The organism is Novosphingobium sp. 550D, from assembly GCF_057401885.1.
On sequence record NZ_CM171613.1, the window covers coordinates 2657940 to 2681234 of the forward strand.

The window sequence follows — 23295 nt, forward strand, 5'->3', positions numbered from 1 at the left end:
GCTCGATCCATCGTGCCTTGAAAGCGCCATGCAGCGTTTTGGTGACAGGACTATGACAGGCTTGTGACTTTTTCCTGCGCTGGTGTCATCAAGGGCAAACGCACGGAAACCTTGGTGCCGACGCCCACCTTGCTGGTGATGTCCAGTTTGCCGCGATGGCGTTCGACGACATGTTTTACAATCGCAAGACCAAGGCCGGTGCCGCCCGCCGCGCGGCTGCGGCCCGGATCGGTGCGATAGAAACGGCGAGTGAGGTGGGGAAGGTGATCGGCCGAAATGCCAGCCCCGCGATCGGTCACCAAAAGTTCGGCCATGCCGCGCGGCGCATGGGTCAACGCAACGGTCACGGGTTGATCCGCGTCGCCATATTTCAACGCATTGTCGATCAGGTTGCGCAGCACCTGCTCGATCTGCTTGACGTCGCCGGCGACCTCGAACGGTTCATCGGGTTTGGCAAATTCTACGCGAACCGGATTGCCCGGCGGCGGCGCAAATTCGCCTGCGACACGCGCGGCAAGCGGCGCCAGATCGATCAAGGCCGTCGGCGCATCATGCTTTTCCGCCTCCAATTGTGACAGCGACATCAGATCGTTGAGCAATGCCTGCATCCGCTTGGCCTCGCGCAGGACGGTGCCGAGGAAACGCTGCATGACCGAACTGTCCATCGACCCGGCACTCTCGCTGATCGTTTCGACATAGCCGATGACCGAGGAGAGGGGCGTGCGCAATTCATGGCTGGCATTGGCGACGAAATCGGTATGGGCGCGGCTGATGTCGGCCTCTGCGGTGCGGTCGCGCGCCTCGATCACCCAAAGGCCGGGATAGACCGGGCGGCGCGTCAATTGCCACAGGCTGCCACTGCGGGTCAGGCCGCGAATGCTGGCCGTCGCGCTTTCATCATCGGGGCTGTCCAAAAGGCGGATGGCATCGGGGTGACGAAGGGCGATGCGCGGGTCCTGTTCCAGAATATGATCGCCAAGGGCCGCACGGGCCGCGCTGTTGGCGTCGATGATCCGCGCCCGGTCGATCAGCAGCATGGGCGATCCGGTGCCCTCCAGCGCCGATGACAGCGCGCGGCGCACCATATGCCCCTGCTCCAGTTGCAATTGGCGGGCCGTCCCCTCGATTTCACGCGGGGCGTCGGGTTCGGCCTGATCGCTGCACCACCACCATACGGCCAGCAGCGAGAAGGTCCAGAATGCCCCCGTCAGGCACACCATCAACAGCCCCACCCCATCAAGGTAGAGCAACAAAAGCGTCAGCAATTCAAGAATTATGGCAGGCCAGGGAAGCTTGCTGTCGCGCATTGCTTGGATCGTCCATTCCTTGGCGCCTGCATCAGGCGAGGCGCTTTGTTCTGCGCATGGGGAAGACGTATGACAGTTTTATGAAACAGCCAAGCATTGACCACAAGAATGCATGTTAATTGGCGCCCCTCGGCATAGGCCTATTTCAACGACATAGGCCACGGGCGCTGGGCGGGGCGGGCCTTTTCATACCAGCGTGACGCGCGCATGACGCCCATGTCATCAAACCGCCGCCCGACAATCTGTAACCCGATGGGCAGACCATCCGACGTATAGCCGCAATTGATCGAGCTGGCGGGTTGTTCGGTCATGTTGAACGGCACGGTAAAGCCGATATGTTCAAACGGGCGCGCCGGATCATTGGTGGGCGAGGGCAATTCCGCCGCAAAGGCGGGCATGGGGGAAACGGGCGAGAGGATCAGGTCATAGTCATTATAGGCCCGTCCGCGTTCGCGCATTTTGATGATCTGATCAAATCCGGTATAGACCGACGCGCCATCATAGCCCGCCGCCGGTTCAACCCATTGGCGAATATATTCAAGGATCAGGCCATAGCGATCGGGCGGCAAATACCTTGTTTCCTCCCAAAAGCGCGTGCGCCAGAAACGGTCCAGACCGTCCAGCATGGCCGGGGTCATAAAGGGTTCGACGGGCTCGACAATTGCGCCGCCTTCTTCAAACAGATGCGCTGCCGCCTCAACGGCCTCGACAATCTCTGGCTCGGGGGCGGAACCGCAACCGGCATCCATCATCAAACCGATGCGCAGGCCCGCCACATCGGCGTTCAGATCAAGCCACGGCAAGTCCTGATAGGGAAGATCCATGTAATCACGCGGATCGGGGCGCGACAGCATGGTCATCATTAGCGCCGCGTCCGTCACTGTCCGGGTCATCGGCCCGGCAACCCGGCCAATATAGGGCGGGTCAATCGGAATGCGCCCGTTGCTGGGCTTTAACGCAAAAACCCCGCACCACCCCGCGGGCAGGCGCACCGACCCGCCAATGTCGGTTCCGACATGAAACGGACCGTAACCGGCCGCCGCCGCCGCGCCGGCGCCTGCGCTGGACCCGCCGGGGTTTTTGGCAATGTCCCAAGGGTTGCGGGCCAGTTTGTGAAAGCTCGACAGGCCCGATGACAGCATGCCGTAATCGGGAACGGTGGTTTTGGAAAAAATCGCGCAGCCCGCTTCAAGCAGGCGCGCGGCGGGTGGGGCGTCAACGCTTTGCGGGGTCATGTCACCGGCGGCGGTGCCCACCGGCTTTGGCGTGCCCCGCGTGGCGATCAATTCCTTGATCGTCGCCGGTATGCCGTCGAGAGGGCTGAACGCCACCCCATCCGTCCAACGTTGTTCGGACGCGCGGGCCGATTCCAGCGCCGCGACGGGATCAAAAGCATAGGTGGCGCATAGATGAGGTTCCAGCCTTTCGACACGGGCAATGACGTGGCGCATGACCTCCACCGGCGACAGGCTGCGCGCTGCAAAAGCCTTGGCCATGTCGGCGGCGGTCAGATCGGCCAGTGTCTCGTCCATGCACATGTCCTCGTTTGGCGGCGATGGGGCCGCATGTCATACTTGGCATTGGGGTTGGGGCCGCGCTTTACTTCATGACGGGCATCACAAAGGCATTGCCCGCGCTTTCACCCGCCGCTGGCCAGCGCTGCGTCACGGTCTTGACCCGCGTGAAGAAGCGGAAGCTTTCGGTGCCATATTGATTGTGGTCGCCAAAGGCCGAACGCTTCCACCCGCCAAAGCTGTGATAGGCCACCGGCACCGGGATCGGCACATTGATGCCCACCATGCCTACCTCGACCGCGCTGGCATAGGCGCGCGCCGCGCCGCCATCGCGGGTGAACAGCGCGACGCCATTGCCATAGGCATGGCGGCTGGCCAGTGCGGTGGCTTCCTCCAGCGTGTCGGCGCGCAAGATCTGGAGGACGGGGCCGAAGATTTCGTCCTGATAACTGCGCATGGTGGGCGTAACATGGTCAAACAGGGTCGGCCCGACGAAATAGCCGCCTTCATAGCCCTGAAGCACGAAACCGCGCCCATCGACGACCAGTTCAGCGCCTTCCTCAACGCCCATGGTGATATAATCTTCGATGCGCTTTTTATGCTGGGCGGTGATGACGGGGCCGTAATTGGCCTGTGGGTCGGTGGAGATGCCCACCTGCAAACCGGCAATCGCATCGACCAGCTTGCCACGCAGGCGATCTGCGGTTTGCGCGCCCACCGGCACCACCACGGGCAAGGCCATGCAGCGTTCGCCCGCCGAACCAAAAGCCGCGCCAACGATGTCGGCCACGGCCTGATCCATATCGGCGTCGGGCATGACGATGCCATGGTTCTTGGCCCCGCCCATCGCCTGAACACGCTTTCCATTGGCGGTTCCGCGCGCATATATCGCCTGTGCCACATCGGATGAGCCGACAAAGCTGACCGCCTTGATCGCGGGGTGGTCCATGATCGCTTCGACGATGGTGCGGTCGCCATGGATGACGTTGAAAATACCGTCGGGCAATCCGGCTTCCCGCGCCAGTTCGGCAAGGCGGACGGGCACCGAGGGCGCGCGTTCGGAAGGTTTGAGGATAAAGGCATTGCCCGAAACAATCGCGGGCGCCGCCATCCACAGCGGGATCATCGCGGGAAAGTTGAAGGGCGTGATCCCAGCCACGATGCCCAAAGGCTGGCGCATGGAATAGACATCGATGCCGGGGCCTGCGCCTTCGGTATATTCGCCTTTCAGCAGATGGGGCGCGCCGCAGGCAAATTCGACCACGTCCAGCCCGCGCTGAATATCGCCCTTGGCGTCCTCAATCACTTTGCCATGTTCGCTCGACAGCAGGATGGCGAGTTCATCCATCTGTTCCTCGATCAAGGCCTTGAAACGGAACATGACGCGGGCGCGGCGCTGCGGGTTGGCGGCGGCCCATGCGGGCTGTGCCGCCTGCGCCACGGCAATGGCCAGATCGAGTTCGACCTGCGTGGCCAATTGAACCTGCGCCTGCACCTCGCCGACATTGGGGTTGAACACGGGCGAGAGCGCATTGTCGGCGCCGCTAAGGGCCGAACCGTTGATGAAATGCAGGATCAGAGACATGGATTTCTTTGTGCCTTATGTCTGGATTGCATGATTGGCGGGCGAGGCAAATTGCTGCATGACCGATTGATGGCCGATCCTTGGCCAAAGGGTGGCGATGGTCGACATTATCGCCGCGTTGACACCCAGACCGATAAGGCCCGGATTGATCCCGCCCAGATCCACCTGTGCCAAACGGGCATAGAGGACAAAGGCATCGCCCGACAGAATGCCGATAATCACCGCCTTGGCCGGAACGCGGGGCAGCAGCATCGCCGCGACAAATCCTGGCAATGGCTGGACTATGCCGAAATAGAAAATGTTGTTGAGCGTGGCGATCAGCGGCACCGACATTTCCGCCGCGATCAGCGAGAACAGGATGAACAGCGCAATGATGATCCGCGACCAGCGCTGTTGCGCCTGACCATTCAAACCCGGCACGATGTTGCGCGCAAACAGGGGGCCAATGGCAAGGCACACGCTGCTGAGCACGACCAGACCGGACAGAACCACCGCCGCCATGACCACCCCCACCATCCAGCCCGGCAGCAGAGCCGTGGCCGTTGCCAGAAAGACATAATCGGGCACATGCGGCACGATCCCGCCCGTCTTGGCATAATAGGCCACGATCATCAGCAGCGGAAACATCAGCATATAGATGGGCGCGACAACCTGTGCCCGCTGGATGGCGCGCGGGGCGCGCGCGGAAAATATGAAGGCCCAGTTCTGCGGGATCATCAAAAAGCCTGCCGCCTGCAACACGATGGTTGAAACGGCAAAAGTCATGCTGGCCGGGCTGGCCGGTTTCGGCGCGGGCAGGGGGGAGGATGGATGCACCGTTCCCCACATCATGATGGCCATGCCGCCTACCAGCACGATCGAGCCCATCATCAGCACGTCTTTCAAAACCGCGACAAAGGCCGATGCCCGCAAGCCCGCCAAGGCGACATAAGTAAAGGTCAAAAGCCCCGCCATGGCGGTCAACATCACCGTCGGCAGGCCCGGCGCCAATCCGCCAAAGACCAGCCGCAGCCCCAGAAACTGGGTCGTGCCGATAGGGATCAGCAGGATGATGGCGCTGGCCGCAATCAGAACTTCGAGTGTCCGGCTGTCGAAATGAGAGCGGAAGAAGTCCGGTATCGTCGCGCTGGAATAAAGCGCGCCCGCCCGCCAGATCCATGGGCCTACGAAATAGATCGCCGGTCCCGCCATCAGGATATAGCCGAAGAACCACAGGACAAAGCTTTCCCCCCCGGCATAAACTCCGCCCGGAAAGCCCAGCATCGTGGCGATGGAATAAGTTTCGCCCACCGAGAGGAAGAAGAACAGGATGGGGCCGAACTGTCCCGATGCGGTGAAGAATTCGCGCGCATCGGGCCGGTCATGCCCGCGCCGAGACCATATGGCCAGAGCGAGGGAAACCAGCATGATGGCGATAAACGCCGCGATCATGAACCATCCCCAGAGCCATAGCGCCAGCACAGGGCCAGACACAGGCTGACCACCGGCGCGCATGCAAACAGGCACCATGTGGCCAAGGATATGCCCAGAAACCGCCCCGCATCCGCCGGAATGGCCAATCCGCAGGTGATGACCAGAACCAGCGGCAGGATCAGCCCGACCAACACCGTCCAACGCGGTTGCGGCGTATCGGGCAGGTCGGTCGGTCTGTCTTCAGGAATTTCATGCATGGGTCTATTCCTGTTGATGGCAAATCCGGCTGGCGATGGTTACTTGGGTTTGAGCGAGGACCAGGTTTTCACATTCGATCCGGGCGGGGCAACGGCCTCATGCACGCCGCGTGCGATGGCGCGGGCCAATGTGTCGGCGGCAATGGTGCCGACCTTCAGCACGGCGATCTGGCGCGGCCCCTTGGGTTCGATGCGGCCCGTGGAAATGCCGAAAACCACATCGCCATCAAAGGGCGTATGCACCGGACGAATGGCGCGCGACATCCCATCCTGCGCCATGATGACCACGCGCTTCATTTCATCGGGCGTCAGCGCCAGATCGGTGGCGATACAGGCGATGGTCGTGTTCTCGCGCGCGGCTGGCGTCTTGGTATAGCCCCATTCCTCCGGCCCCACGCGCATGGGGGTGGGGGTCAGGCCGCCGAATTCATCGCCGATTTCAAAGGCGCCCGCCCAGAATTGTTGCGTGCCGGGGATGACGGTTGAACCCATCGAATTGACCGCGACAATCGCGCCCACCATGACCCCGTCGCTGGTAAGAGTAGAGGCCGAACCAAGCCCGCCTTTCAGCCCCCCCGACATCGCGCCATAACCGGCGCCCGATGTGCCAAGTTTGAATTGCGATCCCGCCGCCGCCAGTGCCTTTATGCCAAGGTTGCGATAGGGCGGCTCTGTGCCCCAATTCTTGTTCCCGCCATTGGCAAGGTCATAAAGGATGGCCGCAGGCACAATGGGCGAGACCGGAACGCCGGGACGCGCCATGCCGCCATAGCCAATACCCTTTGCGCCCAAATGCGCCGCGACCCCATCGGCCGCGGCAAGGCCCCATGACGACCCGCCCGACAGGACGATGGCATTGACCGCCGCAACCAGATTATGCGCATCCAGAGCATCCGTTTCCCGCGTTCCGGGGCCTCCGCCGCGCACATCCACCGCCGCCGTCGCCAATTTGTCGGGCAGGATGACCGTCGTGCCGGTCCGCACCGCCGGATCTTCGGCACAGCCCACCAGAATGCCCGGCACGTCGGTGATCAGATTGAACGGCCCCGTCTGGCCGCCGACATAGGGCACCCCGGCAGCGCGCGCCAAACCCCAAGGGGTCATCGAAAGACCGGCGAGATATCCCGCACCCTTTAACAGATGGCGACGATGCATGACGATCCTTTCGCTATTGGGATGCTAACTGAATCAATTGGGCCTTGGCGGTCAAACCCTGTTTGCGACCTCGCGCTCTTTGTGGTGGGGCAAGTAGAGAGCCAAGGGCGTTCACCGGCAAGCCTGTTTTTTGCAGTGCAACCAATATGAAATATTGAACACCACAAACGTCTGATGCACCATCTTATTCCGTAAGGCGACACGCAAAGCTCGGCCTGTAGGTGACGGAGATCGTGATGGACAATGAGGTTGGCATGCGCCTGCGTCTGGTGCGGGAGAAAAAAGGCTTGAGCCAGCGGATGCTGGCCAAAATGGCCGGGGTGCCCAGCAGCACGATCTCGCTGATTGAAAGCGGGGCCACCAATCCGTCGGTGGGGTCGCTCAAGCGGATATTGGGGGCGATCAACATGCCCTTGGGCGAGTTCTTCAACCTGGAGGCGGCGCAGCAGGAGCGCTTCTATTTCCGCAGCAGCGAATTGATCGAAATAGGCAAGGATGGCGTCAGCTATCGTCAGTTGGGCAGCATGGCCTCATCCTCGATCCAGATGTTGTATGAGGTTTACCAGAGCGGGGCGGAAAGCGGTCGTGTGATGCTGAGCCATGAAGGCGAGGAAGTGGGCATTGTCATTTCCGGCAAGCTGGAAGTGACGGTCGCAGGCGAAAAACAGGTGTTGGAGGCTGGCGACGGTTATCTCTTTGCCAGCACCAAGCCGCATCGGTTCCGCAACATCGGCAAGGAAAAATGCGTTGTCGTCAGCGCCTGTACCCCGCCAAGTTTTTGATGGATGCATGGTGGAAAGTGATTGATCCGCTCAGGATAATGAGCGCGCAATCGCTGGAATGCTTGGATCTTGTTGCATTGCATCGCTGCGGATTGCCACGCAAATAACAGTCTTGTGGGAATGGGGCCTGTGCCGTCAATCTGTCATCGACAGTGGAATGGAGACCCCTTTTATCATGCATTCGCCCGACAATTTCTGGATGCCGTTTACGGATAACCGGGGCTTCAAGGCATCGCCCAAACTTTTCGCCTCGGCCAGCGGGTGTCATTATACCGATGTTGCCGGGCGCAGCATTCTGGACGGGACGGCGGGGCTTTGGTGCGTGAATGCGGGGCATGCGCGGCAACCTATCGTCGATGCGATCCAGAAACAGGCGCAGGTGCTGGATTACGCGCCGACGTTCCAATTGGGACACCCGCTGGCCTTTGAATTGTCCACGCGATTGGCCGAAGTGTTTCCCGCGGAAATCGACACATTCTTTTACGCCAATTCCGGTTCGGAGGCGGTTGATTCGGCGCTGAAAATCGCCTTTGCCTATCATGCGGCGAAAGGGGAACCGGGGCGCACGCGCCTTGTCGGGCGGGAACGGGCCTATCACGGAGTGGGGTTCGGCGGGATTTCGGTGGGCGGATTGCCCAATAACCGCCGTGGTTTTCCGCTCTTGGCGGACGTCAGCCACATGCCCGCGACATTGGTCATCAACCGCACCGCCTTTTCCAAGGGACAGCCCGAATGGGGCGCGGAACTGGCCGAGGAATTGCTGGATATTATCGCCGAACATGGTGCGGAAACCATCGCGGCGGTGATTGTCGAGCCGTTGTCGGGGTCGGCTGGCGTGTTGGTGCCGCCGGTGGGCTATCTGGAGCGCCTTCGCGAAATCACCCGCGAACACGGCATCCTGTTGATCTTTGACGAGGTGATCACCGGTTTCGGGCGTCTGGGCGCGACGACGGCGGCGCAACGTTTGGGCGTCATTCCCGACATTATCACCACGGCCAAGGGCATTACCAACGGCACTGTTCCCATGGGCTGTGTCGGTGTGCGCCGCGAGATTTACGACACCGTGATCGCCCATGCGGCCAAGGGGATCGAATTCTTCCACGGCTATACCTATTCGGCGCATCCTTTGGCCTGTGCGGCCGCGCTGGCGACGTTGGACGTCTATGCACAGGATGATCTGTTTGGGCGGGCCTTGGCGATGGAGGCTGGTTTCGAGGCCGCCGTCCACAGTCTGGCCGATGCGCCCCATATTATCGACATCCGCAATCTGGGCATGGTAGCCGGGATCGAACTGGCCCCGCGTGAAAATGAACCGGGCGCGCGGGCCAAGGAATTGTTTGACGCCTGCTGGAATGCGGGCGTGCTTATCCGCGTAACGGGCGACATTGTCGCGCTTTCCCCACCCCTTATCATCACACAGGAGCAGATTGACGAGATCGTGCATGTGATCCGGCGAGAGTTGGCCGCGATCCGATGATGCGTAACGCCGGATCGCCGGCGCAATAGAAACAAGATCAGTAAATCGCAGGGCAAAGACAGAGGGCGGCCCAAGCCGCCCCAACCCAAATCGGGAAATACGGGACAACAGAGGGTGCCTCCTTTGGCCGATCCTGTCGTGCAATTTCGCATGGCGGCAATTCGACGAGGAGCCAAGATGAAGCGTTTACTGACCAGCGCAGCCATCTGCGCCATCATCGGGGGCTATGGCGCGCCCCTGTTTGCAGCGGAGGCCGGTGCCGAAAAGGGGCCGGAATCCGAAATCGTCGTGACCGTTCAACGCCGCGCCCAATCGGCACAGGACGTGGGCATCGCGCTCAGCGTGGTGAACGCCGACATGTTGAAAGAGCGCGGGATCACCAACGTCAATCAGTTACAGGACGCCACGCCCAGCCTACAGGTCGAACCGGCCTTTGGCGGGGGCGCCCCGCAATTCCGCCTGCGCGGGGTGGGTTTTCAGGATTACGCGTCGAACAATTCGCCCACCGTCGGCGTCTATGTGAACGAAGTGGCCTATCCGGTGCCGATCATGACCCAGGGCCTGATCTTTGACGTCAGCCGGGTCGAGGTGCTGCGCGGGCCGCAGGGGACGCTTTACGGGCGCAACACGACCGGGGGCGCGATCAATTTCATCACCAACCGTCCGACCAGCGAATTCCACGCAGGCGGCACGATGGAATATGGCCGCTTTGGCGCCTTTAACGGCGAGGCCTATGTTTCGGGCGCGATTACCGAGGGCGTGAACCTGCGCGTTGCGGGCGCGACGCAGCAGGGCGGGGCCTATCAATACAACCGCAGCACGGGCGCGTCCTTGGGCGACGCCAACCGCTGGGGCGGTCGCGCTTTGCTCTCCGTCGCGCCGACGGGCAGCAAGTTTACCGCCTTGATCGATTTCCATTATGGGCGCGATAAATCGGAGGCGACGGGGCTCTATCTGCTCAATCCGTTGCGAACGGCCGGGGGCACGGGGGTGACCATCCCGGCCGACAGGGATCGTTTTGCCACGGGTTGGGGCGTGTCACCGCAATTGATCGCGGACGCCGGGCTGACCAAAAATTCCAAGCCCGGCGTCAATAACCGGACATGGGGCGCATCGGCCAATATGGCCTATGATTTTGGTCCGGCCACCTTAACCAGCATAACCTCCTATGACTGGCTGGACCGGCGTCAGTTTGGTGATTGGGACTCATCCTCCTCGATCGAGGCCGACACGTTTTTCGGGTCCAAGGTCAAGGTTTTTGCCCAGGAACTGCGTCTGAGCAATTCCAAGCCGGGGCGCCTGACATGGGTGGCGGGGGTCTATTACGCCAAGCAAAATCTGAACGAGCGCTACTATTCCGACTTCATCAACATCTACGGCACCTATGCCCGCGTGAATTATGCGCAAGAGGTCGAATCGATCAGCACCTTTGGTCAGGCCGAATATGCGATCACGCCCAAGCTGAAGGCGACGGTGGGCCTGCGCTATGAATATGAAAAACGCTCGCTTCAGGGCTTCGGCAGCGCCTTTGGCGGGGCGCAGGCCCTACGCCCGACCAGTGTGGATACCAGCATGAGCCCTGTGACCGGCAAGATCGCCCTGCAATATCAACCCAGCCGCGCATTGATGGTCTATGCCTCGGCCAGCAGGGGCACAAAGTCGGGCGGCTTCACCACCTATAACACCGGCAATTCCAGCGGTATTCAGCCCTTTGCCCCGGAAAAGATCAACGCCTATGAAGTGGGCTTCAAGAGCAATCCTCTCAGCTTCCTTCAGGTCAACGGGTCTTTCTATTATTACGACTATCGTGATCAACAGGTGCTCTCGGCGGTTTGGGGCGCCAATGGTCCGGTGGGCCGATTCACCAATGCCGACAAATCCCGCGTGCTGGGCGGCGAATTGGAAATGACGCTGCAACCGGTCAAAGGGCTGATGATCAGCCAATATCTTGGCTACAGTTCGGGGCGTTATCTCAGCTTCAGCGATCTGAACGTGGCGGCATCGCGCGCGGCGGGGGCGGCGGTCTATTCCGACCGGTCGCATACCAGCATTCCGTTTCCCAAATGGTCATGGGGCGCGGCGATCAGCTATGCCAAGCCGGTTGGCGATTTCGTGGTGACGCCATCGGCCACCTTTACCTATCGCTCGAAATATCCGTCATGGCTGGGCAGGACCTATGACATTGGCGCCTATTTCGTCACCAATGCCGAAGTGTCTTTGGCGCCTGCCGATGGAAAATGGACGCTCTCGATCTGGGGGCGCAACATTTTCAACGAGAAATACGACCTGACGCGTAACTTCTTTACCAGCGCCGACATCGCGCAACCGGCGCGCCCGGTCAGCTATGGCGTCCGCTTTGGCCTGAAATATTGATGGATGACGCATTTTCGCATCCTCGGATCTTTACTGGTCCGGGGGTGCGGCATGTTGCGCAACATATGGGATGGTGGGCGCAGCCTTTGCTGCAAAATCAAGTGGTGACCCCTACGAGAATCGAACTCGTGTTTCAGCCGTGAAAGGGCCGCGTCCTAACCGCTAGACGAAGGGGCCATCCTTGAAAGCCAAGGAAGGCTATATAATGGTGACCCCTACGAGAATCGAACTCGTGTTTCAGCCGTGAAAGGGCCGCGTCCTAACCGCTAGACGAAGGGGCCATCCTTGAAGCCAAGGTAGGCTATATAATGGTGACCCCTACGAGAATCGAACTCGTGTTTCAGCCGTGAAAGGGCCGCGTCCTAACCGCTAGACGAAGGGGCCACGTTGGCTTGCGCCGTTGTGAGGCCGCGCATTTATGAAGAGGGGGCCGATTGGTCAAGCCTCAAATCGCGTTACTATCGGAAAAAACGAAAAAAATATCAAAAACCGTTAAATACCAATGCGTTGCGTTCAATCGACCCATGCCGCATCATCGACATGCAATTCGGCCGCGCGGCGTGAACCCCAATCATCGATTCGCGCACGACCCGCCAACCACAGCTTTCGCCCGCCATCGCCATGCAGCAAGGTCTGGCCCATGTCGGTTTGCGCGGCGCGGAAAGCCATCGCTTTGAAACTGGCGCCATCTTCTCCCCGCACGATCAGCCGCAGGTGATCGGCGCCCACGACATCGGCCTTGACCACGCGCACCGGCCCGACGGCCACACGCGGTCCCGGCCAACCCATGCCATAGGGGCCGGCGCTCTCCAGCAATTCGACCAGATCGGGATGCAGCCCGCGCGGCGCCACGGCCAGATCGAGCAAAAGCGATTGCGCCCCCTGCGCCCGGGCCACATCACCGGCCAGCCTGTCGTCCAGCCATTGCGCAAAATCATCCAGTTTGTCGGGCGATACGGTCAAACCTGCGGCCATCGCATGACCGCCACCTGCCACCAGATAGCCCAATTCACGCGCGCCAATAATGGCCGCACCAAGATCGACGCCCGAAATCGAACGCCCCGACCCCTTGCCGTAACCCCCTTCTTCATCGTCCAGCGCGATAACCAGCGTGGGCTTGCCGGTCTTTTCCTTGAGGCGCCCCGCCACAATGCCGATGACGCCGGGATGCCAACCCTTGCCGGCCAGCACCATGACGCTGCGATTGCCTTGGCGTTCGACCTGCGCTTCTGCGGCTTCCTGAACGGCCATTTCGATCGAACGGCGTTCTTCATTCAGGCGGGATAGCTGTGCGGCGATTTCACGCGCCTCCTCGGCGTCTTGTGTGGTCAGCAGGCGTACGCCCAGCGTCGCCTCGCCAACGCGCCCACCGGCGTTCACACGCGGCCCCAAGGCAAAGCCAAGGTCGGTGGCTGTCGGTGCGCGGTTCAGGCGACTGGCATCGATCAGCGCGGCCATGCCTATATTCTCGCGCCGGCCCATGACTTTAAGCCCTTGCGCCACCAGTGCGCGATTAAGCCCATGCAGCGCCGCCACGTCCGCCACCGTGCCCAGAGCCACCAGATCGAGCAGCGCAAAGAGGTCCGGCTCCACACGATCCTTGAACCATCCACGCCCGCGCAGCACCCGCACCAAGGCGACGCTGAGCAGAAAGGCCACGCCCACCGCGGCAAGATGGCCATGGGCCGCGCCAATATCGCTCTCGTCAAATCGATTTGGGTTAACCAGAGCGACCGCCTGCGGCAATTCGGCGCTGCATTTGTGGTGATCAACGACGATGACATCGACACCGGCCTGTGCCGCCATGGCCAACGCCTCATGCGCCATGGCCCCACAATCAACCGTGACGATCAATTGTGCCCCTTCGGTCCCCAGTCGCACCAGCGCCTCTCCGGTCGGGCCATAGCCTTCGAGCAGGCGGTCGGGGATATAGTGCCGGGCATCATGGCCTAGCATACGGATCAGGCGGATCATCAAGGCCGCGCTGGTTGCCCCGTCAACGTCATAATCGCCGTATATGGTAATGGCTTCACGGCGCGTGATGGCGTCGGCGATTCTTTCTGCCGCTTTTTCCATGTCCTGAAATTCGGACGGATCGGGCAGGAACGCGCGCAAGGTGGGCGCGCGATGCCGGTGCAGATCATCACGCGCAACGCCGCGGGCCAGCAGCAATTGCGTGACGATATCGTCATTCAATCCGCCAGCAGCGCCTTGCGCCATATCCATATTGCCGCCGCGCCAGCGCCAGGCCTTGCCGGAAAGAGATGCTTCGGGGCGGATCCATTGGGTCAATTCTGGGTGCATGACGGATGCGATTAGAGCATGTTTGCCTCGACAGAAAGGGTAGGGTTTTCGTTAAGAACATCAGATCATAAATCGTAAAGTATGATTCGGCCTGTCCGTGCCATTCCGGTTAACGAATGTGCAAGACTCGACGCTGCACAAGGTAAAATGCCATAGCAGATGTTCGAAGGTGATTTCTTTGGGGGGCCAACGCGCGATTGAGTTCATGACAGTACCTGCTGCCGCCACGTCCGCTTTTTATATTCAGTTTCCGTTGGAAAACATTCCCAACGGGGCGGCGGTTTTTGCTCTTTTGGCCCAAGGTGGCCATGCCGCCAGCATTTTTACAGTTACTCATCAACCGTTTGATGATGGCGACTGGCTTGAATTGCTTTCAAGTGGGTTGACGTTCGACTTGTCCGGCCTGTCCGGGAATGGCAGCATTCCTGATGTATCCGTTCGGTATGGCGTCGATGCGAATGTCGATCTGGCGCAATCTGGATGGTTGCGATTGACGCCGGGGGAGCATCTTGGCGGCGGACGGACCCAAATCCCCGTAATTCGAGGTATGGCCGCTATCGCACTGGCTTTATTGGATTTACCCGGTGCAACCGGCGTGGCATGGGGCGCGGCCCAGACGTTGATGAGCGCAGAACATTTTCGGCGCATTATCCCATCGTGGTTAACGGGCGGGGCGTTCCCGGCGTTGGGGCTCACGGCCTTGTCGCGCGATGCCTCCGGGGCCGTTCGTAGTTCGGGGCTAAGTTTTTTTACTGGACTCGAACTATGTATCGATCCACTTCTGGCAAAACAGCCCGGCTTGGCTGGCAAGATCGCCGTTCGACTTATCCACAGTTTGGTGGGTGGGTGGAAGGTGGTCGAACCTGTCGAAGTTGAAGGGCCGGAAGGGGATATTCTCGGGGTGTTTCCCGAGGAAAATGGAAAATTATTAAGGGTATGTCGAAAACGTTGATTCGTCATGTCGCTAAATCGACGCCTCTGGCTGTGACAGGGGCTGCTCTTTCGGAAAGTCACGTCATCAACAGCCTACGTTATCGGGCCAGACATTTTCTCTCATTCCGATCGGTTAACCATACGGCCGGTCCACACTATGATCCGGGTCTGCAACGCCATCATCTGTTGCCAAAACGATTGCTCAATCAGCGTTGCTTTGGGCCGATGCTGGACACAATCGGCCGCGATCGCTTTGGTTTTGACGATTTTCGCAGCAATGGCCTGCTTCTGCCTTCCAACCATTCCGCTGCGATCAGGATGGGATTGCCGATGCACCGCGGGCCGCATCGCGATTACAATGCCCTGGTGATGGAACGTGTGGGCCAGGTCGAAGCGCGGTGGTCTGTGTACCGTGCCAAGGCGTCGGAAATGGCCACGGTTGGAGCGGTACAGCGTCTGACGCTGCTGCAAAAGGCGTTGCGACGCCGACTGTTGAACCCGCATTCGCAGCCAATCATCCTGAACCGATTTGACCCCATGCAAAAGCAGGTCGATTTTACCGAACTGGACGCGATGGTCGATATGTTGTGGCCCGAAACGCAGGAAATGGCGGATCTGGGGCTGTAATCGTGGCGGGGTTGGGCTAAGTGGCCCCCGATGTCTCAGGATCTTCTTGATAGTTTGCCCGCGCCATGGCGCCTTGCTGTTGCCTATGCCCCGGCATCCACGCGTGATCGTTGGTTGACGCTGCTGGCTTTGGACATACGTCTGGCTGGCGTGGTGCGCAGCGCGCGTGAGCCAATTTTGGCACAAATGCGTCTGGCATGGTGGCGTGATCGCCTGCGCGATTCGTCTGCGAACTGGCCTAAGGGCGAGCCGCTTCTGGCAGCCTTGAAGTGCTGGCAAGATGGGCATGGTGCCTTGATCGCGCTGGTCGATGGGTGGGAGGCGTTGTTGGGCGATGCGCCATTGCCCGTAGACGCGTTTGAAACATGGATACACGGCAGGGTCACCGCTTGCGCCGCTTTGGGCAAGGGCGGCGAGGAAATGGCGCGTGGCTGGGCGCTGTCTGATCTTGCCTCGCATATTGGCGATGCGCAGGAGCAACTTCTTCTGGCCGAATTGGTCGAGGCTCACCGTTGGAAGGGAGCGCGTCTGTCACGTGCGATGCGCCCTTTGGTGGTCCTTCACGGTCTGGCCGCACGCACCAAGGGGGGCGTGCAGGGCGCGGAAAACATTTCACTTTTCACCCTTTTGCGACTTGGCATCCTCGGTATCTAAGGTACTCTCCACCATAAATCGGAGGGGTGATGAGCAGGATTGTGATTGGTGCAGTGTCGGCGCTGACCTTGGTCGGGGCTGGTTTTTTCTGGTGGCAAGGGCGCGCCAACCTTGAACATGCCGCGCCTTTGCCGTTGGCCGCAGAGCCGCAGGCCGACAATACCATCGCTCTGCCAGAGGCCGATCCGCATGGTCGCGGGGCCGCTCTGCCCAACGCGGTCAAGAAAGAGGTATCGAAGGAAGATCGCCGCTTTAATCGTTATGACCGCAATCGGGACGGCACAATCAACCGCAATGAAATGCTGTCCACCCGCGTAAAGGCGTTTCAGAAACTGGACCTCAACCATGACAATTTGCTGAGTTTCGAGGAATGGGCGGTCAAAACCTCCAACCGGTTCAAGGAAATCGACCGGAACGGCGATGGCATCCTCAGCCGCGCGGAATTGAACGCCTATTACGCCGCGCAGGATGCCCAAAAAGCCGAAAGATCGCGCGCGAAATCCGCCCAATGCGCATGTGGAAAGCCGGGGCCGCAAAAGAATGGGGATGATGACGAGGATTAAATCTCGTCACAAGGATGGCGCGACATTCGGGCGCGCGCCATCCTGATCCAGCCTCATACGATGGTGGAAACCCAAGGCGCCAGATCGCCCTTGGCACGCTCGGTATAGACCAGTTTGCGGCCTGCTTTCTTGATCTTCTTTTCCGTGATGATCGGCGGGAAAAGCCCGAAATTGATGTTCATCGGTTGATAGGTGTCGGCTTCGGCATCGCCCGTAATATGGGCGAGCAGCGCGCCCAACGCCGTTGTGCGCGGCGGTTCGGTCCACGCGCGACCGGCCAATTCACACGCTGTCATGATACCGGCCAACATGCCGACACTCGCGCTTTCGACATAGCCTTCGCAGCCGGTGATTTGTCCGGCAAAGCGGATGTGCGGCGAGGATTTCAGGCGCAGTTGGCGGTCCAGCAAGGTCGGCGAATTGAGGAACGTGTTACGGTGCAAACCGCCCAGCCGCGCAAATTCGGCATTTTCAAGGCCCGGAATCATGCGGAACACGCGGGTCTGCTCGGCATATTTCAACTTGGTTTGAAAACCGACCATGTTGAACAAAGTGCCCAGCTTGTTATCCTGTCGCAACTGTACCACCGCATAGGGCCAGCGCCCGGTGCGTGGATCGTCCAGCCCCACCGGCTTCATCGGGCCAAAGCGCAAAGTATCCTCGCCACGCTCGGCCATGACCTCGATGGGCATACAGCCGTCGAAATAGGGGGTGTTGGCCTCCCATTCCTTGAACACGGTCTTTTCGCCGGTCAGCAATTCTTCGCGAAAGGCCAGATATTCGGCCTTGTTCATCGGGCAATTGATGTAATCCTTGCCGTCCGATCCCAGCGCGATGCTGGCTTCGGCCCCTTTGTCCCAACGGGCCGCGCGCCAGGCGATGTCCATGTTGATCGTTTCAGCATAGACGATGGGCGCGATGGCGTCGAAAAAGGCAAGGCTGTCCGCACCGGTCGCCGCGCCGATCTTTTCGGCCAACGATGCCGCCGTCAAAGGCCCGGTCGCCACAATCGTCAGGCCCGCATCGGGCAGCGTGTCGATCCGTTCCCGCGTAAGGGTCAGATTGGGCAGGGCGGTCAACTCTGCCTCAATCGTGTCGCTGAACACATCGCGGTCGACGGCCAGAGCGGACCCCGCCGGAACCCGCGCCTTGTCCGCCGCACGCATGATCAGGCTGTCGAGTTGACGCATTTCGTAATGCAGCAGACCCACCGCATTGGCTGTATCATCATCGCTGCGCAGCGAATTGGAACACACCAGTTCGGCCAGACCGTCGCCCTGATGCGCGGGGCTGCGCTCTCCGGTTCCGCGCATTTCTGAAAGGCGTACCTTGAAACCGCGCTTGCCCAATTGCCAAGCCGCCTCGGTTCCCGCCAGGCCGCCGCCGATGATGTGTACGTCATATGTCATGGGGCGGGGCTTTAGCTATTGTGGGGGGAAGGGGCAAGGTTGGGGAAAGAAAGGTGCCTCCGGCGGGCAAAGGGCTGGTGCCCTTTGCAATCCCATTAAGGGGGGGATGGTTTGCCACGTTGTGGGTTTAATGATGAAAGCCTGCGGCGCGGACAGGTCCGAGCTATCCGCGCCGCAGGCTTTCCAATTTCGCGTCCAAGGCGCAACGCCGAATTTATCGCGCCGCGCAGACATTAATGGGAGCGCGAGGGTCTAGACCCTCGCATCTAACCCCTTATGCCGCAGGCAATACCACCGAACCATCGGCGGCCCGCACCAACGCCCCATGCGCCAAAACGGCCGACAGCGGCAGATCCGCGTAAATATGCGGGAACAGTGCCCCGCCGCGCGAAACTTCCCACTTTACGGCATCGCCCAGCGCCGCCAGGTCGACCGTCGCGATAAACAGATCGCTTTGCCCGGCGAAATGTTTGTCGATGGTTTCGGCCAACTGCGGCTCGGCGGAAAGGTGGATATAGCCATCGGCCAGATCGACCGGCGCGCCCTGGAACACGCCATCGGCCAGAAACTGCGCCATTTGCTGCGCAGTCAGGACCTTATGGGCAACAGGCGGCAGGCTCATTCGCCTGCTTCCCCTTCGGGCGCCGTTGCTTCAGGCGCTGCTTCTTCGCCGCCTTCTTCCTCGGTTTCGCTCTCGGCCAAACGAACCGCCGAAACGACATGTTCATTGTCGGCCACGTTGAACAGGCGCACGCCTGCCGAACCACGGCCAATCACACGCAGTGTCGTCAGCGGCAGACGGATCATCTTGGCCTGATCCGTCACCAGCATCAACTGGTCGGCCTGAACTGCGGGGAAGCTGGCCACGACCTTACCGTTACGGGCGATATTGTCGATATTGGTGATCCCCTGACCACCGCGGCCCGTCCGGCGATATTCATAGGCCGAGGACAGCTTGCCATAGCCATTGGCGCAGACCGTCAGGATGAATTCCTCACGCGCGGCCAGTTCTGCCATATATTCCGGCGACAGCGAAGGTTCACCCTCGCGTTCACCCTTCCACGGCGCGAACTTCAGATATTCCTCGCGATCTTCGGCGCTGGCATCGACGCGGTGCAGGATCGAGAGTGAAATGACCTCGTCATCGCCCTTGAGCAACATACCGCGCACGCCCGTCGAGGTACGGCTGGTGAATTCGCGCACATCGTCCCCGGCAAAGCGGATCGCCTTGCCCTGACGCGAGGCGAGCAGCACATCGTCATCTTCTGACAACAGCGCCACGCCGATCAGGCGATCATCATCGCCTTCGTCAAAGCGCATGGCGAATTTGCCGTTGGACGGAATGTTGGCAAAAGCGTCCATGCTGTTGCGGCGAACATTGCCCTTGGCCGTGGCGAATACGACCGACAGAGCGCCCCAATCGGCCTCATCCTCGGGCAGCGGCAGCACGGTGGCAATCGTCTCATCCTTGTCCAGCGCGGGCAGCATGTTGACGATGGGGCGACCACGCGTGGCCGGACCGCCTTCGGGCAGCTTGTAAACCTTGAGGCGATAGACCTTGCCCGCCGTCGAGAAGAACAGCACCGGATTATGGGTGGTGGTGACGAACATCGTCCCCACGGCATCCTCTTCCTTGGTGGCCATGCCCGCACGGCCCTTGCCGCCGCGCGCCTGAGCGCGGAACGTGCTGAGCGGGGTGCGCTTGATATAGCCGTCCATCGTCACGGTCACGACCATGTCGTCGCGCTCGATCAGATCTTCGTCATCAATGCCATCGGCGGCGGCGGTGATTTCCGACACGCGCGGCGTGGCGAATGCGGCGCGCACCTCGATCAACTCCTGACGGATCACGCCATAGAGCTTGGCACGATCACCCAGAATCGAGAGATATTCGGCAATCGCTTTGGCCAGTTCTTCCAGTTCGGCGCCGATTTCGTCGCGGCCCAGAGCGGTCAAACGGTGCAGGCGCAGGTCAAGAATGGCCTTCACCTGCGTTTCGCTCAAACGATAGGTGGGGGCCGACAGTTCATCGCTGCCTTCCTCAATCGCTTCAACCAGACGGATGTACGAGGCGATCTCACCCATCGGCCATTCGCGCGCCGACAGGGCCGCACGCGCCGCACCCGGATTGGGCGAGCCGCGGATGATGCGCACCACCTCGTCCAGATTGGTGACCGCGATCACCAGACCCAGCAAGATATGCGCCCGGTCACGCGCCTTGTTCAATTCGAACTTGGTGCGGCGGGTGATCACTTCTTCGCGGAAGGCGATGAAGGAGGTGAGAATATCCTTGAGCCCCAGCACTTCCGGTCGACCGCCACGGATGGCCAGCATATTCGCCGGGAAGCTGGACTGTGCAGGCGTGTTGCGCCAGATCTGGTTGAGCACGACCTCGGGCGTGGCATCGCGCTTCAAATCGACGACGACGCGCACGCCTTCGCGGTTCGATTCGTCGCGGATGTCGGAAATGCCCTCGATGCGCTTTTCCTTGGCCGCCTCGGCGATCTTTTCGACCAGACCCGATTTGCCCACCTGATAGGGGATCGAGGTCAGCACGATCGAGCGGCGATCATTGCGTCCCGTTTCAATCACATGGCGCGCACGCATGATAATGCTGCCGCGCCCGGTATTATAGGCGTTGCGCGCGCCGCCCTGACCAAGGATCAACGGAGCGGTCGGAAAGTCCGGCCCCGGAATGATCTTCATCAATTCATCGGTGGTGATTGCCGGATTGTCGATCGTGGCCAGACAGCCATCGATCACTTCGCCCAGATTGTGCGGCGGAATGTTCGTGGCCATGCCGACCGCGATACCGCCCGCGCCATTGACCAGCAGGTTGGGGAAACGCGCGGGCAGGGCCTGCGGTTCGCTCTCCGATCCGTCATAGTTGTCGACGAAATCGACGGTGTTCTTGTCAATATCGGCCAGCAGGCTGTCGGCCACCTTGGCCAGACGCGCTTCGGTATAACGCATCGAGGCCGGCGGATCAGGGTCCATCGATCCGAAGTTACCCTGACCATCGATCAGCGGCAGGCGCATCGACCAGTCCTGCGTCATGCGCGCAAGGGCATCATAGATCGCCGCGTCGCCATGCGGGTGATATTTACCCATCGCGTCACCGACGATACGCGCCGATTTGCGATAGGCCTTTGAGTGGGTGAAGCCATTTTCATGGCACGTCCACAGAATACGGCGATGCACGGGCTTCAGGCCGTCGCGCACATCGGGCAAGGCGCGCGCCACGATCACGCTCATCGCGTAATCGAGATAGCTCGTCTTCATCTCGTCGACGATGTCGACGCGGGTGAATTCGCCCATGGGGCTGGCAGAAAGGGTGTTTTCGTCGCTCACGCGCGTGCTTCAATCTTTGGTTTGTTTTAGGGCATGGCCCGGGGTGGACTGTCTCTAGGCCATGGCGTCGCCTATGGCCAGCATTTGCGCGCACCATCAGCCTATATTGCCAGCGTTTTCCACAATCGGGCGCGCATTTGTCATGGCGGCGTCATTGCAATGCCCAATGTGAATGCGCACAAAGTCGTAGTTCAATCGCGGTTCACACGCGATGGCTCATTACGCCGATAGTTGCATTGACGGCATTTTGCCTTAACTAGCGCAACGTTCAGTTTGGGGGGGCACGGTGGTGGCCCATGCCAAGAGGAGATACATTGCAATGAAGCTTTCCCTTTCGCGCCTTGCATTGGCCGTGGCGCTGGCCTTGCCCGTGGCGGGCGCTGGCGTGATGGTGTCTGCCCCCGCTATGGCGGCGCCGGCCGGTCCCGATCTCTCCAAGCCGTTCCTGGCCGTTGGCGTGCCTTTTCAGACCGCTCTGGAAAAGGTGAAGAAGGCGCCCAGCCCCGAAGGCATTGCCGATCTGCGCACGCAGTATGACAAGGTTCTGGCCGCCGCGACCAAGCCCGATGACAAGTTCACCGCAGGCAACTGGGGCATTCAGCTTGGCAGCCTGGCCAAGGACGACGCGCTTCAGGGCAAGGGCATTCAGTTGATGGTCGACAGCGGCAAGACCCCGCCTGACCTCCTGCCCAAGCTGCACTTTGCGCTGGCCCAGATGGCGCTGCAGGCCAAGGACAATGCGGGCGCCCGCAAGAACCTTGATGCCTCGATCGCGGCCGGTAACAAGGAAGCTGAACCCCATGTTTGGCTGGCCGAAATCAATTTCGAGGAAAAGCAGACCAAGGCCGGTTTTGACGAGCTGAATAAGGCCATCGAAATCGCTGGTACGGCGGCCCCTGAAAACTGGTATCGCCGCGGTCTGGGCTTTGCCTATGAAAGCCGTGACTATGCTCAGGCGGTGAAGTTCTCGACCGGTCTGGTCAAGGCCTATCCCGTCACCAAGAGCTGGTCGGCTGCCATCGCCGTGCTGCGCGATCTGGGTCAGCTGCCCTCGCAGGACACGATCGACCTGATGCGCCTGATGGCCCGCACCAACAGCTGGGCTGAAGAACGCGACTATGGCGAATTCGTGCAGGCCGCTGACGCTCGTCGTAACCCGGCCGAAGTGAAGGCTGTGATCGAAGCGGGCGTTGCCTCGGGCAAGCTGGATGCGTCCAAGACCTTCTATGCCGAAGCGCTCAAGACCGCGACCACGCGTATCGGCCCCGACAAGGCCTCGCTGCCCGGCTTTGAAAAGGACGCTCGTGCGCCTGCCGCCACGGTTGGCACGGTTGCCGGTGCTGGTGACGCCTTTCTGTCCTATGGCGAATCGGCCAAGGCGATTGATCTGTACAAGATCGCTCTGAACAAGCCGGGCGTGGACAAGCCGGTCGTCCTGACCCGTCTGGGCATCGCGCAGGTTGATGCTGGCGATTATGCCGGTGCGCAGGCGACGCTGGCTCAGGTCGAAGGTCCGCGTAAGCCGATGGCTGAACTCTGGTCGCTCTATGCGGCGCAGAAGGCCGCTGGCAAGTAAGGCTAACGCCTTGGA

18 protein-coding genes and 3 tRNA genes are annotated in these 23295 nt (G+C 60.5%); 8 read left to right on the top strand and 13 right to left on the bottom strand.

Going from position 1 to position 23295, the window contains the following annotated elements; translation table 11 throughout:
* Window positions 1-50: 50 nt before the first annotated feature.
* The 6 genes from AC2S2E_RS12590 to AC2S2E_RS12615 form a co-directional block, all read right to left on the bottom strand.
* The gene (locus tag AC2S2E_RS12590) at window positions 51-1307 is read right to left on the bottom strand and encodes a sensor histidine kinase (protein ID WP_486522564.1); all 1257 of its coding nucleotides are present in this window, start codon (window positions 1305-1307) and stop codon (window positions 51-53) included.
* A gap of 140 nt (window positions 1308-1447) precedes the next feature.
* A complete protein-coding gene (locus AC2S2E_RS12595) occupies window positions 1448-2839 on the bottom strand; it encodes an amidase (RefSeq protein ID WP_486522565.1) in 1392 nt (463 codons plus the stop codon).
* Window positions 2840-2906: 67 nt separating this feature from the next.
* A complete protein-coding gene (locus tag AC2S2E_RS12600) occupies window positions 2907-4406 on the bottom strand; it encodes a CoA-acylating methylmalonate-semialdehyde dehydrogenase (protein WP_486522566.1) in 1500 nt (499 codons plus the stop codon).
* 15 nt (window positions 4407-4421) lie between these two features.
* Window positions 4422-5837, bottom strand: a complete 1416-nt coding sequence (locus tag AC2S2E_RS12605; RefSeq protein WP_486522567.1) for a sodium:solute symporter family protein — start codon at window positions 5835-5837, stop codon at window positions 4422-4424.
* Complete coding sequence (locus AC2S2E_RS12610; RefSeq protein WP_486522568.1) at window positions 5834-6076, bottom strand: hypothetical protein; 243 nt, start codon at window positions 6074-6076, stop codon at window positions 5834-5836. The genes AC2S2E_RS12605 and AC2S2E_RS12610 overlap by 4 nt, the downstream gene beginning before the upstream one ends.
* Before the next feature lie 39 nt (window positions 6077-6115).
* On the bottom strand, window positions 6116-7231 hold the full coding sequence (locus tag AC2S2E_RS12615; RefSeq protein WP_486522569.1) for a P1 family peptidase: 1116 nt from the start codon (window positions 7229-7231) through the stop codon (window positions 6116-6118).
* Between the two features lie 236 nt (window positions 7232-7467).
* Between AC2S2E_RS12615 and AC2S2E_RS12620 the strand changes: the two genes are divergently transcribed.
* From AC2S2E_RS12620 to AC2S2E_RS12630, 3 genes are all read left to right on the top strand, one after another.
* Window positions 7468-8013 carry a cupin domain-containing protein gene (locus AC2S2E_RS12620; RefSeq protein WP_476103706.1) on the top strand — a complete coding sequence of 182 codons (546 nt, stop codon included), beginning with the start codon at window positions 7468-7470 and terminating at the stop codon, window positions 8011-8013.
* A gap of 175 nt (window positions 8014-8188) precedes the next feature.
* Window positions 8189-9490 (top strand): omega-aminotransferase AptA, encoded by a 1302-nt coding sequence (aptA, locus tag AC2S2E_RS12625; protein ID WP_486522570.1) that lies wholly within the window; start codon window positions 8189-8191, stop codon window positions 9488-9490.
* Window positions 9491-9667: 177 nt separating this feature from the next.
* Window positions 9668-11863 carry a TonB-dependent receptor gene (locus AC2S2E_RS12630; protein ID WP_486522571.1) on the top strand — a complete coding sequence of 732 codons (2196 nt, stop codon included), beginning with the start codon at window positions 9668-9670 and terminating at the stop codon, window positions 11861-11863.
* Between the two features lie 102 nt (window positions 11864-11965).
* On the opposite strand, the gene AC2S2E_RS12635 is transcribed toward AC2S2E_RS12630, so the two are convergent.
* The 4 genes from AC2S2E_RS12635 to recJ form a co-directional block, all read right to left on the bottom strand.
* A tRNA-Glu gene (locus AC2S2E_RS12635) sits at window positions 11966-12040 on the bottom strand.
* A 29-nt stretch (window positions 12041-12069) separates the two neighbouring features.
* A tRNA-Glu gene (locus AC2S2E_RS12640) sits at window positions 12070-12144 on the bottom strand.
* A gap of 28 nt (window positions 12145-12172) precedes the next feature.
* Window positions 12173-12247 (bottom strand) — tRNA-Glu (locus tag AC2S2E_RS12645).
* Window positions 12248-12376: 129 nt separating this feature from the next.
* Entirely contained in the window at window positions 12377-14167 is a 1791-nt protein-coding gene (gene recJ / locus AC2S2E_RS12650; RefSeq protein ID WP_486522572.1) for a single-stranded-DNA-specific exonuclease RecJ, read from the bottom strand.
* A 205-nt stretch (window positions 14168-14372) separates the two neighbouring features.
* Here recJ and AC2S2E_RS12655 point away from each other — a divergent pair, with 205 nt between their 5' ends.
* The 4 genes from AC2S2E_RS12655 to AC2S2E_RS12670 all read left to right on the top strand — a co-directional run bounded on the left by AC2S2E_RS12655 (window position 14373) and on the right by AC2S2E_RS12670 (window position 16944).
* A complete protein-coding gene (locus AC2S2E_RS12655) occupies window positions 14373-15119 on the top strand; it encodes a hypothetical protein (protein WP_486522573.1) in 747 nt (248 codons plus the stop codon).
* A 179-nt stretch (window positions 15120-15298) separates the two neighbouring features.
* Window positions 15299-15727, top strand: coding sequence for an AHH domain-containing protein (locus AC2S2E_RS12660; RefSeq protein WP_486522574.1), 429 nt, complete (start codon window positions 15299-15301; stop codon window positions 15725-15727).
* Window positions 15728-15757: 30 nt separating this feature from the next.
* On the top strand, window positions 15758-16381 hold the full coding sequence (locus AC2S2E_RS12665) for a hypothetical protein (RefSeq protein ID WP_476107871.1): 624 nt from the start codon (window positions 15758-15760) through the stop codon (window positions 16379-16381).
* A gap of 29 nt (window positions 16382-16410) precedes the next feature.
* Entirely contained in the window at window positions 16411-16944 is a 534-nt protein-coding gene (locus tag AC2S2E_RS12670) for an EF-hand domain-containing protein (RefSeq protein WP_476107870.1), read from the top strand.
* Window positions 16945-16997: 53 nt separating this feature from the next.
* Here AC2S2E_RS12670 and trmFO read toward each other — a convergent pair whose 3' ends face one another.
* The 3 genes from trmFO to gyrA all read right to left on the bottom strand — a co-directional run bounded on the left by trmFO (window position 16998) and on the right by gyrA (window position 21704).
* The gene (trmFO, locus tag AC2S2E_RS12675) at window positions 16998-18353 is read right to left on the bottom strand and encodes a methylenetetrahydrofolate--tRNA-(uracil(54)-C(5))-methyltransferase (FADH(2)-oxidizing) TrmFO (protein WP_486522575.1); all 1356 of its coding nucleotides are present in this window, start codon (window positions 18351-18353) and stop codon (window positions 16998-17000) included.
* A gap of 274 nt (window positions 18354-18627) precedes the next feature.
* Window positions 18628-18975 carry a DUF952 domain-containing protein gene (locus AC2S2E_RS12680; RefSeq protein ID WP_486522576.1) on the bottom strand — a complete coding sequence of 116 codons (348 nt, stop codon included), beginning with the start codon at window positions 18973-18975 and terminating at the stop codon, window positions 18628-18630.
* Window positions 18972-21704, bottom strand: coding sequence for a DNA gyrase subunit A (gene gyrA / locus AC2S2E_RS12685; RefSeq protein ID WP_486522577.1), 2733 nt, complete (start codon window positions 21702-21704; stop codon window positions 18972-18974). The genes AC2S2E_RS12680 and gyrA overlap by 4 nt, the downstream gene beginning before the upstream one ends.
* A gap of 319 nt (window positions 21705-22023) precedes the next feature.
* Here gyrA and AC2S2E_RS12690 point away from each other — a divergent pair, with 319 nt between their 5' ends.
* Window positions 22024-23280 (top strand): tetratricopeptide repeat protein, encoded by a 1257-nt coding sequence (locus AC2S2E_RS12690; RefSeq protein ID WP_476107865.1) that lies wholly within the window; start codon window positions 22024-22026, stop codon window positions 23278-23280.
* The last annotated feature ends 15 nt before the right edge of the window (window positions 23281-23295 follow it).